The sequence below is a fragment of the Mesorhizobium sp. M0437 genome, assembly GCF_040321335.1.
Taxonomy (GTDB): domain Bacteria; phylum Pseudomonadota; class Alphaproteobacteria; order Rhizobiales; family Rhizobiaceae; genus Mesorhizobium.
Window position 1 is genome coordinate 78,558 of the sequence record NZ_JAMYRK010000006.1, and the last position, 12,251, is coordinate 90,808.

Consider the following 12,251-nt stretch of genomic DNA (forward strand, 5'->3'; position numbering starts at 1 on the left):
CATGGACAAACGCCGATGACCTTCAGCCCTGACCTTTCCGACCCGTTCGTCGCCACGGCGGTCGAACTGCGCGAAATCTTCGATCGGGATGCCGTGGCGCGCGACAAGGCCGGCGGCCGGCCCGTCGAACAGATCCGCCTGCTGAAGGAAAGTGGTTTGCCGTCGGCGCAGATTCCCAAGCGCTATGGCGGCAAGGGCGCACCCTGGCTGTCGGTGCTTCGCGTCGTGCGCGAATTCGCCCGCACCGACGGCTCGCTCGCCCATCTCTACGGATACCATCATCTGCCGCTCAATGGCGTGCTGTTCCGTGGCACGCAGGCGCAGAGGGACCGGCTGCTGACACGCTCGGCAAGGGAGAACTGGGTCTGGGGCAATTCCGGCAACGCCATGTCGAAGACGTCGACGGCCAGGCGCAACGGCACGGGCTGGATCCTGAGCGGCTTTCGGCCGTTCTCCTCCGGTTCCCACATCGCAGACTACATCCAGGTTGCCTGGGAGGACGGCCAGGATAGACTAGCGGCAGCGATCCCGGCTGACCGTGAGGGCATCGTCATCGAGGATGACTGGGATGGTGTCGGCCAGCGGCAGACCGGCAGCGGCAAGGTGACGTTCAAGGACGTGCATGTCGGCGACGACGAACTGATTGGCTCGCCCGCGGTGCCGCTGACGCCGTTCCAGACGCTGACGTCACTGTTCCAGCAGGCGGTCCTGCTCAACCTGTTCGTCGGCAGCGCGCAAGGAGCGCTGAGCGAAGGCCGGGACTATACGGTCTCGCAATCGCGCCCCTGGGTCTATTCCGGCTATGAGAAACATACCGACGATCCGTTCGTGCAACGCAAATATGGCGACCTCTATATCCGCACGCTCGCCGCGGCCGAACTGGCCGATATAGCAGCATGCAGCCTCGATGCCGCTTATGGCCAGGGCGAGGCGTTGACCCTGGAGCAGCGCGGGCAGACGGCGATCGATCTCGCCACCGCCAATGTCTACGCCGGACAAGTCGGCCTCGACGCGTCGAGCGAGGTTTTCGAGGTGATGGGCGCCCGCTCAGCCACCAAGGCCAACGGCTACGACAGGTTCTGGCGCAACGTGCGCACGCACACGCTGCACAATCCGGCCGAATACAAGAAGCGCACGATCGGCACCTGGTTGCTGACCGGGGAATTCCCGGCCGGCGGACTGTACCGCTGAGGAGGCGAAAAAAATGGCCAGGCGCAAGGACAAGCTCAAGCTGGGAGCGTTTCTGCTCTTCACCGGTCACCATGTGGCGGCCTGGCGCCATCCAGCGGCAGGCGAGGGGACCAGCCTCGGCGACTACGTCGAACTTGCCCGGCTGGCGGAAGCGGCCAAATTCGACGCGATCTTCTTTGCCGATGGCGTCGCGGCGCGGCTGAGCAACCTCGAGGCCGCCAGCCGCAAGGCGCATAGCGGCGTCTATCCGTTCGAGCCGATCACGCTGCTGTCGGCACTGTCGGCTGTGACCAGGAACATCGGCCTCATCGCCACGGCGTCGACCAGTTTTTCCGATCCCTACAATCTGGCCCGCCAGTTCGCGTCGCTCGACCATCTGAGCGGCGGGCGCGCAGGCTGGAATCTGGTCACCTCTTCCGATCCGGAGGCAGCGTTCAATTTCGGTCACGAGACGCATATCCAGCATGGCGAGCGCTACGACCGCGCCGAGGAATTCGCCGATGTCGTGCTCGGCCTGTGGGACAGCTGGGAGGATGACGCCTTCCCGCGCGACAGAGCAAGCGGGCGCTATTTCGACAAGGACAAACTGCATGTGCTGAACCACAAGGGCCAGCACTTCAAGGTGCGTGGTCCCCTGAACACGCCGCGAACGCCGCAAGGTCGTCCGGTCGTGGTCCAGGCCGGCGCGTCGGGTCCGGGCAAAGAGCTGGCGGCTCGGACCGCGGAAGCGATTTTCGCCGCGCAGATCACGCTCGACGAAGCCACCGCCTTCTATGCCGACGTCAAGGGCAGGCTCGGCAAATATGGCCGCTCGGAGGATGACCTGAAAGTCCTGCCAGGCATTTTCCCGGTCGTCGGCCGCACTGAAGCCGAGGCGCGGGGGAAGTTCGAACAGCTGCAGGATCTCATCCAGCCGGAAGTCGGCCTCGGTCTGGTCTCGGCGCTGGCCGGCGGCTTCGACCTCAGCGCCTATCCGCTCGACGGGCCGGTGCCGGATTTGCCGGAGACCAATGCCGGCAAGAGCCGGCAAGCGCTGGTGATCGATCTGGCGTGGCGCGAGAACCTGACGATCCGGCAGCTTTATCTGCGCATCGCCGGCGCCCGCGGCCACTGGCAGGTGGTCGGCACGCCGCAACAGATCGCCGACACCATGGAAGAGCGGTTCGAGAATTACGGCGCCGACGGCTTCAACATCATGGCGCCGATCATGCCCGGCGGCCTGAAGGATTTCATCGAGCTGGTGGTGCCGGAACTGCGCCGCCGTGGCCTGTTCCGCGACGAGTATGAGGGCAGCACCTTGCGCGACAATCTCGGCCTGAAGCGACCGGCAAACCGTTTTTCGCGGCATGCCGCGGCAGCTGCGGAATAGGCCGGCAATGGCGCGCGACACGCTCTTTCTCATCCAGCCGGGTTTCGCCGACCCAAATCAGCCGGGCCAGACGTTCGTCTGCCCCTATTGCAACCAGGTTGAGGGATTGCTCGCAGCCTTTCCCGATCTCGCCGCCAGACTCGACGTTGAGCGCGTGCCGTTTTCGAGGCCGAGAGGCAAGGTGATCGACGCGCTCGGCGAACGGCACCAGTCGCTGCCGGTGCTGATCATCGGCAGCGATCCGCCCGCCGACTTGCCGACGGCCAAGGGCAAGGTCTTCGCCGATGACACCAGGCGCATTCTTGCACTGCTTGCCGAGCGCCACGGCTTCCCGCAGCTGCATGAGTGAGACGATGACCTTCGATCCCGATACGTCCAATCCATGGATCGCCAAGGCGGTCGAGCTGCGCGACATCTTTGCCCGCGATGCGGTCGAGCGCGACCAGCTTGGCGGCAGGCCTACCGAACAGATACGTCTTCTCAAGCAAAGCGGCCTACTCACCATCGTGATCCCCAAGGAATTCGGTGGCGCCGGGGAACCCTATTCGACGGCGCTGAAGATCGGGCGCGAGTTCGCCAAGGTCGACGGCTCGATCGGCCATATCTACGGCTACCATTTCAGCGCACTGATCGCCGCCAGGCTCAATTCGGACGAACCGCGCTCAGCCGATCTGCTGCGGCGTTCGGCTGCCGGCGACTGGTTCTGGGGCAACACCGGCAACAGTTTTTCCAAAACGCTGTTCGGCCGCAAAGATGGCGAGTGGACGATCGTAAACGGCTTCAAACCCTTCGCCTCCGGCTCGCATGTCGCCGACTATCTTTCGACCTCGTGGGAAGACGAGGTCAGCGGCGAGAGGAAATTCGCGGCGATCCCCGCAAATCGCGAAGGCATCACCGTTCTCGACGACTGGGACGGCATCGGCCAGACGCAGACCGGCAGCGGCAAGGTCGCCTACAAGGACGTCAGGATCCACGACAGCGAGTTGGTGCGCGGTTGGGTCGACGCGTCGTTGCCAATCCGCACCATCGGCCCGCTGCAGCAGCAGAGCGTGTTGCTCAATGTCTTTGTCGGCACGGCCCAGGGCGCGCTGCTGGCGGCGCGAGATTATACGCTCAACAGTTCGCGGCCGTGGATGTATTCCGGCGTCGAGCGCCATATCGACGATCCATGGATCAAGCGGCAGTATGGCGAGCTCTGGGTCAAGACGCGGGCGGCGACGGCGCTGGCCGATCGCGCGGCGGCGGCGATCGATCATGCGATCGCGCGCGGCAAGGCGCTGACCGAGCAAGAACGCGGTGAGGCGGCGGTTGCCGTCGCCGCGGCCAATGTGCTGGCAGGCGATGTTGCGCTCGAAGTCACGACCGAGATATTCGAGGTGATGGGTGCCCGCTCCGCAGTGCGCAAATACGGCTTCGACCGCTTCTGGCGCAACGCACGCATTCACACCTTGCACAACCCTGCCGAATACAAGACCCGCACTGTCGGCACCTGGTATCTGACCGGCGCTTATCCCGAGCCCGGCGTCTTTCGATGAGCGGCCGGCAGCTCCATCTCAACGTCAACATCCTGCATGCCGGCTTCTCGCCGGCGGCATGGCGGATGGACGGCGTCGACCCCTATGCCGCCTTCACCGTTGACCACTATGTGCAGGTGGCGAAGATCGCAGAGCGCGCAAAGCTCGACGCCGTATTCCTTGCCGACCAGGCGGCGATATCGGACCGCATTGACTATCGTCCGATCACGTCGCTGGAGCCGACCATCGTGCTGGCGACGGTAGCCGCCGCAACCGAGCGCATCGGCCTGATCGCCACCGCTTCAACCAGCTTCAACGAGCCCTACAATATCGCCAGGCGCTTCGCGACGCTCGACCATGTCAGCGGCGGACGCATCGGCTGGAACATCGTCACCACGGCCGATCCCGCCTCGGCCCGCAATTTCGGCCTCAACGGTGCCATCGATCATGGCCGGCGCTACGAGCGGGCGGCGGAATTCGCTGACATCGTCAAGGCATTGTGGGACAGCTGGGAGGACGATGCCTTCATCGGTGATGTCGCCAGCGGGCGCTTCGTCGATGCCACCAAGGTTCACGCCATCGACCACAAGGGCGCACATTTCTCGGTGCACGGGCCGCACAATGTGCCGCGTTCGCCGCAAGGGCATCCGGTGGTCGTCCAGGCCGGCGGGTCCGATGACGGCAAGGACCTCGCCGCCCGCCACGCCGAAGCTGTGTTTTCCGCATCGCAGTCTTTCGAGGAAGCGCTCGGCTATGCGCGGGAACTTAAGGCGCGTGCCGTCGCCTATGGCCGCACCGGCGGCGTGCCGCTCAACCTCGCCGGCCTAGCCACCATCATCGGCAGCACCGAGGCCGAAGCGGAGCGGCGGCAAGGAGAGCTCTGGGACCGCATCCCGCTCGACTACAGCCTTGGCCGGCTGTCCGGCGTGCTCGGCATCGATCGCGAGCGGCTGAAGCTCGACGAGAAGCTGCCAGAAGGGATTCAACTGCCCCCCAATGGCGGCCACACCTTCTTCAAGGCCACGCTCGCGCTCGCGCGCAGCAACGATTTCACCGTTCGCCAGCTGATCCGGGCGCTGAACGGCAGCACCGGCCACCGCACCATCGTCGGCACGCCCGAGCAGATCGCCGACGATATCGAAAGATGGTTTGTCGCCGGCGCCGCCGACGGCTTCAACCTGATGCCGGACGTGCTGCCGACCGGACTGGAGGTCTTTGTCGATACGGTGGTGCCGATCCTGCGCCGGCGCGGCCTGTTCCGCACCGACTATGAGGGGCGCACGCTGCGCGACCATCTCGGGCTTGCCAGACCCGAAAGCCGCTTTGCACCGCAGCCGCACAAGGCGCCAGCGCTGCATGAGGCCACCCATTGAATGGTCATCAAAATACAACGGAGGGGAAGGTCCTGCCATTGACCTCATGCCCGGCCAAAATACAGGCCCGACAATGAGCGCTGATACCGAGTTTCTTTGGTACATCCCGAACCAAGTCGATCCCGGTCACCGCGGCGACTCGGCCGTCGAGGACCACAACAGCCTGGAGACGCTGACCAGCCACGCGAAGGCGCTTGAGGAATACGGCTGGAAGGGCGCGCTGATCGGTACCGGCTGGGGTCGGCCCGACACTTTTACTGTCGCGGCCTCGCTCGCCGCGCGGACCACCTCCTTCGAGCCGCTCATCGCGATCCGCCCGGGGTACTGGCGGCCGGCGCACTTCGCATCCGCCGTAGCCACGCTCGACCAGCTGACCGCCGGTCGCGTGCGTATCAACATAGTGTCAGGCAAGGACAACCTTGCTGCTTATGGCGACAGCGAAGGTGACCAGATACATCGCTATGCCCGTACCAGAGAGTTCATGCGCCTGGTTCGCAGACTTTGGACTGAAGAGAACGTGACCTTTGCGGGCGAGCACTTCCAGGTCACTGGCTCTACCGTGATGCCCCGCATCCATGTCCGTGGCGATCGTCGCCATCCCAAGCTCTACTTCGGCGGCGCGTCGGAGGCGGCGGAGCGGGTGTCGGCCAGCGACGCGGATGTCCAGCTCTTCTGGGGTGAGCCGCTCGACGGTGTCCGGGAGCGGATCGAGCGGCTCAAAGCCTTGAGCAGGGAACTCGACCGAGACCTCCCGCCTCTGGAGTTCGGGTTGCGGGTCACCACGCTGGTCCGCGACACCGCTGGGCAGGCCTGGGCGGACGCCGAGGCGAAGGTCGACGAGATGGCCAAGGGCCAGGGAGCCGGCTGGAACGATCACGGTCGGGCGGTAGCGGTGGGCCAGCAGCGTCTGCTCGATCTTCACGCGCGCGGCGAGGTGCTGGACGACAATCTCTATACTGCGCCGGGCAAATATGGCGGCGGCGGCGCTGGCACCACCTGGCTGGTCGGCTCGGCCGCCGACGTCGCCCGCTCGCTCGGCAGATACCGGGATCTGGGCATCACGCATTTCGTGCTCTCGGACACGCCGTATCTTTCCGAGATCAAGCGGCAAGGCGATCAGTTGCTTCCGCTTTTGCGCAACGGGGCCTAAGCCGCGCTTCTTGAATGACCTGGGGTCGTCAGAACACCGGATAAGCCAGATTGCCAGTAGGGAAGACGATGTCACAGCCGGCCGCCTTCAGCATCCGCCCTTCCGACGCTGACCTGCGTGGTGAAGCGGCGCTACGGCGGCGTTATCGAGCGCCGCAAAGCGCGCATACCGGAACCTGGAACGAAGCCCTCGAGGCGATCCTTTCGCATCGCTCGGTCCGCAATTATCTCGCCAAGCCTCTTCCCGAAGGGACGCTGGAACTGATCGTCGCCGCCGCCCAGTCGGCGCCGACTTCTTCCAATCTCCAGGCGTGGAGCGTCATCGCAGTCGAGGATCCGGCGCGCAAGGCGCGGCTTGCCGAACTGGCGGCGATCAATCGCCATATCGAGCAGGCGCCGCTGCTGCTGGTCTGGCTGGCCGACCTGTCGCGGCTGCGCGCCATTGCCGAGGCAAACGGCCGGGTGGGCGAGGGGCTCGATTATCAGGAGAGTTTTCTGCTGGCCGTGATCGACGCCGCACTTGCCGCACAGAACGCCGTGGTGGCGACCGACGCGCTCGGGCTCGGCTCCTGCTACATCGGCGCGATGCGCAATCATCCGCAGGAGGTGGCGCGCGAACTCGGCCTCCCGCCGGAAACCGTGGCGGTGTTCGGCCTGACCGTCGGCTATCCCGATCTCCTGGCTGCGACTGACATCAAGCCCAGACTGCCGCAGGCTGCGGTGCTGTACCGCGAGCGCTATCGATCAGAGCCCGATCCGGACGATCTTGCAGCCTACAACCAGAGGCTTCGTTCATTCCAGCAGGAGCAGGCGATGCCTGTGGTCGACTGGACAGAGTTGGTTTCGAACCGTATCGGTAGCAAAGTAGCGCTGAAAGGCCGTGATCGCCTGGGCGAAGTGCTGAAGGCCCTGGGCTTCAAGCTCAAATAGGCGCGCGCCTGCTCGCGAGACCGCGGCGAGGCTATTCGGCCGCGATAATTGCGATGCGCGCCGGAAGCGCCGCCGGCGGTGGGACGTCGAGAGCGCCGAGCTGGCGCGCCTCGGCCTTCAGCCAGCCATGAAAGCGCTCGACCGTCTCCAGCTTCGCCTTGTGCGGCGTCGTCGCAAAATAATAGGAAAACTCGACCGGCTGCGGTGAGCCGAATGGACTGACCAGACGCCCCGCGGCGAGGTCAGGCTCGGCCAGCCGGAATTTGCCGAGACCGATGCCCTTGCCGGCAGCAGCTGCGTCGAGCACCAGTGACGATTGGCTAAGCCGTATACCGCCCTCGACAAAGCGGCCGGACAGGCCGTTGGATCTCAGCCAGCCCTTCCAGTCAGGGCAGCTTGGATCGCGTTCCGGACCGTCCTCATGCAGGATCGGTGCGTCACGCAGCCCCTCCGGCCCGCGATAGAGACCGTGCATGCGAGCAAATTCCGGGCTGCAGACGGGCAGCACCGCTTCCGAAAACAGCCGTTCCGTCAGCAGGCCGCTATAGGCGCCCGACCCGTAGCGGATGACGCAGTCGACGTCTTCGCTGGCAAAGTCGGCAAGCCTGGTTGATGCGTCGACCAGCACTTCTAGGCCGGGTACCGCGTCGCGCAGTGCGTCGAGGCGCGGGATCAGCCATTTGCTGGCGAAGGAGGGCGCAACCGACACTTTGATCGGCGCATCCTCCTCGTCGCCGGAAATCCGCGCGACCGACTCGACAACGACGTCGAAAGCCTCGGTGAGGCCGGGCATCAGCGCCTGGCCGGCCGACGTCAGCAGAAGCTCGCCACGGTTGCGATGGAACAGCGGTTGACCGAGGTGATCCTCGAGCAGGCGGATCTGCTGGCCGATGGCGGCAGGCGTCACATGGAGTTCTTCGGCCGCCCGCGTAAAGCTCAGGTGGCGGGCGGTTGCGACAAAAGCTCGAAGCGACGTCAGCGGCGGAAGCCTCGCCAGCGTCGGCCGCAGCTTCCTTGATTTTGCGCGAATGAGATCGACCATGGAGCGCATTCAACACGTTCAGGCCGGGCGCGACGAGGGCGGGCTTTGCGCCAAAGTGCCCGGTGGAAAATTTCGTTTGCCGCAGCGTCGCGGCAGCGGGAACGGAAATCTAAAAAATCGTAATGTCTACAATTCTTGTAGAAATAAGATCGGAGCGCTGATTTGGGCGTCGAGCAGCTTTGCCAGATCCTGGAATGAAACGGTCGTGCGAAGCAGTGCTTTCGGCAGACGATAGAAAATCATTCTTCCGGTTTTGCGGCGTGGCAGGGATCATCGCGTCGAGGCGCCGGAGTGTGTTCGGCCGCCGGATGCCATCGTAGCCGTTTTCCGGAGCTCAAGGCCATGTCTGTCAATCGTCGTCATTTCAACCAGCTGCTGTTGCTTGGCGGTGCGAGCTTCGCATTGCCCGGGGTTTCCTTCGCTGCCGAAGGAACGCCGGTCCAGGGTGGCACGCTCAACTGGGCCTACTATCCCGACCCCACCTCGCTGATTGCCATCAACACCTCGTCGGGCACCGGCCAGGCGATCGGTCCCAAGGTGAATGAAGGTCTGCTTGATTTCGCCTATGACCTCAGCCCGAAACCGCTGCTGGCGACGGAGTGGTCGATCAGCGATGACGGCCTGCGCTACACCTTCAAGCTGCGCGAGAGCGTCAAATGGCATGACGGCAAGGACTTCACGTCGGAAGACGTTGCCTTCACCATCTTCCGGCTGAAGGAGGCGCATCCGCGCGGCCGCATCACCTACCAAACGTGACCGCGGTCGAGACGCCCGATCCGCACACCGCCATCATCGTGCTTTCAAAGCCGGCGCCCTATCTGATCACGGCACTGAGCAGCTCGGAATCACCGATTGTGCCGAAGCACGTCTACGAAACGTTCAAGCCGGCGGAACAGCCGAAGCTCGAACAGACGATCGGCACCGGTCCCTTCATTCTCAAGGAATGGGTGCCCGGCAGCCATCTGATCTTCGACCGCAATCCGGATTATTGGGACGCGCCTCGGCCCTACCTCGACCGCATCGTCCTGCACGTCATCCTCGACCCGGCCGCGCGTTCGGCGGCTCTTGAAACCGGCGAGATCGATATCGGCGCCAATCCCGTGCCGCTGGCCGACATCGAACGGCTGAAGGCAAACCCCGCTCTGGTCGTCGACACCAACACCTACGCCTATTCCGGCCCACAGCAGCAATTGTTCTTCAATTACGAGAACGAAATCCTGACCAAGCGCGATGTGCGCCTTGCCATCGCCCACGCAATCGACCTGCAGAAGCTGGTCGACATCGCGCTCTACGGCTATGCGCAGGTATCGCCGAGCCCGATCAGCACGGCGCTGCCCAAATGGTATGACCCCAGCATCAAGGCGCGCGAGCCCGATACCAAACTGGCGGAGAAGCTGCTCGACGACGCCGGCTATCCGCGTGGCGCCGATGGGACGCGCTTCAAGCTCCGGCTTGCCTACAACGCGTTCCTGCCGGCGTCCTATGCCGATTTCATCAAGCAGTCGTTGGCGACGGTCGGCATCGATGCCGAGATCCTCAAGCTTGACCTGTCGACGTTCCTGAAGACCGTCTACACCGACCGCGCCTGGGACCTGGTCGTCGAGTCGCTGTCGAACACCTTCGATCCGACGCTCGGTGTCCAGCGCGCCTACTGGTCGAAGAACTTCAAGATCGGCCTCGTCTTCTCCAACGCCAGCCACTATGCAAACCCCGAGGTCGACCAGATCCTCGAAGCGGCGGCGATCGAGCCCGACGAGACCAAGCGGCGCGAGCTCTGGTACAAATTCCAGCACATCATCCATGACGACGTGGTGTCGGTCGATCTGGTCGCCGCCGGCGCCCAGATTGTTGCCAACAAGAAGGTCAGGGATTTCGCGCCAGGCGCTCAGGGGATCAACAACAGCTTCGCGCAGATATGGCTCGCGCCAAACGCCTAAGCGTTCTGCAAGCCCTCTGGTTGGGATCGGCACGTGAAACTCCGGTCCCGACTTTCTCCATGAAGACAAATCGCGCCAATTCGGAGTACCGACCATGACCATCAACCGACGCCTGTTCAATCAGTTCCTGCTGCTGGCCGGCGCGAGTGCTGCACTTCCCGCCGGGGCATTCGCAGAAGACGCAAAGCCGGTGGCCGGCGGCACGCTCAATTTCGTCTACTATCCCGAGCCGAACCAGATCGTTTCCATCAACACCAGCGCTGGCGGACCGGCCACCATCGGTCCGAAGATTTTCGACGGCCTGCTCGCCTACGACTACGATCTCAATCCGCGACCGCAACTGGCCACCGAATGGTCGATCAGCGACGACGGGCTCGAATACGTCTTCAAGCTGCGCCAGGGAGTGAAGTTCAGCGATGGCCATGATTTGACCTCCGAGGACGTGGCCTTTTCTATCTCCCGGCTGCGCGAAGCGCATCCGCGCGGTCGCATCACCTTCCAGAACGTCACCGACATCGACACGTCGGACCCGCATATCGTGAAGATCAAATTGTCGAAGCCGTCCGCCGCCCTGATTTCGGGGCTGGCCGCGACGGAATCGCCTGTCGTGCCCAAACACATTTACGAGAAGCTGAAGCCGGCCGACGATCCGTCCTTCGAGCAGATCATCGGCAGCGGGCCGTTCGTGCTGAAGGAATGGGTAAAGGGCAGCCACATCCTCGTCGAAAAGAATCCGACCTATTGGGATGCGCCTAAACCCTATCTCGACCGGATCATTTTCCGCTTCATCACCGATCCGGGCGCGCGCGCCGCGGCGCTCGAAACGGGCGAGGTCGACATCGGACCGAACCCGGTGGCCTTCGCCGATCTGGAGCGTTTCAAGGCGCTGCCGCAATTCGTCGTCGACAGCACGGTCTTCGCCTATAGCGGCCCGCTGCACCAACTGATCATCAACCTCGAAAACCCGATCCTGAAGGAGAAAAAAGTCCGCCAGGCAATCGCACATGCGATCGATCTCGATGCGGTCAACGCCATCGTGTTCTACGGCTATGGCCAAGTGTCGCCGACACCGATCAGCGTCGTCAACAAGAAGTATTTCGATCCCGACGTGAAGGCTGCGACCGTCGATACGGCGCTGTCGGAAAAACTGTTAGACGAGGCCGGTTTCAAGCGAGGAGCGGACGGCATCCGCTTCAAGCTAAGGCTCACCAACAATCCCTACAATCCGTGGGGCTATGCCGACTTCCTCAAGCAGGCGCTGGCCAAGATCGGTATCGACGCCGAGATCCAGAAGTTCGACTTCGGCACCTATGTCAAAACCATCTACACCGACCGCACTTGGGACCTGTCGACCGAATCTTGCGGCAACATCTTCGACCCGAGCGCCGGGGCGCAGCGGCTCTACTGGTCAAAGAACATCAAGAAAGGGCTGCCGTTCTCCAACGGCGCGCATTATGAGAACCCGGAGGTTGACCGGTTGCTGGAAGCCGCATCGGTCGAGCTAGACGAGGCCAAGCGCAAGCAGCTCTTCTTCAAGTTCCAGGAGATCATCGCCGACGAGTTGCCGATCATCAATCTGATCGCGCCACCGACCATCATCATCGCCCGCAAAACCGTCAAGAACTACGCGCCTGGCGCCGAAGGCCTGTCAGCGAATTTCGCCGACGCCTATCTCGACCCGAACGCCTAAATCTGCCGGGCAATCATGAGAGAAGGGCCGCATAGAGCTGCGGCCGTTTTCGTTTC

At 63.5% G+C, this 12,251-nt stretch carries 9 protein-coding genes and 1 pseudogene; 9 read left to right on the top strand and 1 reads right to left on the bottom strand.

Annotated features, from left to right (window positions below):
* Positions 1–15 precede the first annotated feature (15 nt).
* From NKI72_RS06095 to NKI72_RS06125, 7 genes are all read left to right on the top strand, one after another.
* Positions 16–1,191, top strand: a complete 1,176-nt coding sequence (locus NKI72_RS06095; protein WP_352540175.1) for an acyl-CoA dehydrogenase family protein — start codon at positions 16–18, stop codon at positions 1,189–1,191.
* Positions 1,192–1,204: 13 nt separating this feature from the next.
* Entirely contained in the window at positions 1,205–2,560 is a 1,356-nt protein-coding gene (locus NKI72_RS06100; RefSeq protein WP_352471376.1) for an LLM class flavin-dependent oxidoreductase, read from the top strand.
* Between the two features lie 7 nt (positions 2,561–2,567).
* Positions 2,568–2,909: a DUF3088 domain-containing protein gene (locus tag NKI72_RS06105; protein ID WP_352616979.1), complete on the top strand. Its 342-nt coding sequence runs from the start codon at positions 2,568–2,570 to the stop codon at positions 2,907–2,909.
* A gap of 4 nt (positions 2,910–2,913) precedes the next feature.
* Positions 2,914–4,095 (top strand): acyl-CoA dehydrogenase family protein, encoded by a 1,182-nt coding sequence (locus NKI72_RS06110; protein WP_352616976.1) that lies wholly within the window; start codon positions 2,914–2,916, stop codon positions 4,093–4,095.
* Complete coding sequence (locus NKI72_RS06115; protein ID WP_352683050.1) at positions 4,092–5,447, top strand: LLM class flavin-dependent oxidoreductase; 1,356 nt, start codon at positions 4,092–4,094, stop codon at positions 5,445–5,447. Before NKI72_RS06110 ends, NKI72_RS06115 begins: the two co-directional genes overlap by 4 nt.
* Before the next feature lie 73 nt (positions 5,448–5,520).
* A complete protein-coding gene (locus NKI72_RS06120) occupies positions 5,521–6,597 on the top strand; it encodes an LLM class flavin-dependent oxidoreductase (protein WP_352831685.1) in 1,077 nt (358 codons plus the stop codon).
* A 68-nt stretch (positions 6,598–6,665) separates the two neighbouring features.
* The gene (locus NKI72_RS06125) at positions 6,666–7,526 is read left to right on the top strand and encodes an NADPH-dependent oxidoreductase (RefSeq protein ID WP_352831687.1); all 861 of its coding nucleotides are present in this window, start codon (positions 6,666–6,668) and stop codon (positions 7,524–7,526) included.
* A gap of 31 nt (positions 7,527–7,557) precedes the next feature.
* Here the strand turns inward: NKI72_RS06125 and gcvA are convergent, their stop codons facing one another.
* A complete protein-coding gene (gcvA, locus tag NKI72_RS06130; protein ID WP_352471368.1) occupies positions 7,558–8,568 on the bottom strand; it encodes a transcriptional regulator GcvA in 1,011 nt (336 codons plus the stop codon).
* A gap of 342 nt (positions 8,569–8,910) precedes the next feature.
* On the opposite strand from gcvA, the pseudogene NKI72_RS06135 reads away from it, so the two are divergent.
* Both NKI72_RS06135 and NKI72_RS06140 read left to right on the top strand, forming a co-directional pair.
* Positions 8,911–10,505: pseudogene (locus NKI72_RS06135) on the top strand (ABC transporter substrate-binding protein).
* A 94-nt stretch (positions 10,506–10,599) separates the two neighbouring features.
* Positions 10,600–12,195, top strand: a complete 1,596-nt coding sequence (locus NKI72_RS06140; protein ID WP_352820129.1) for an ABC transporter substrate-binding protein — start codon at positions 10,600–10,602, stop codon at positions 12,193–12,195.
* The last annotated feature ends 56 nt before the right edge of the window (positions 12,196–12,251 follow it).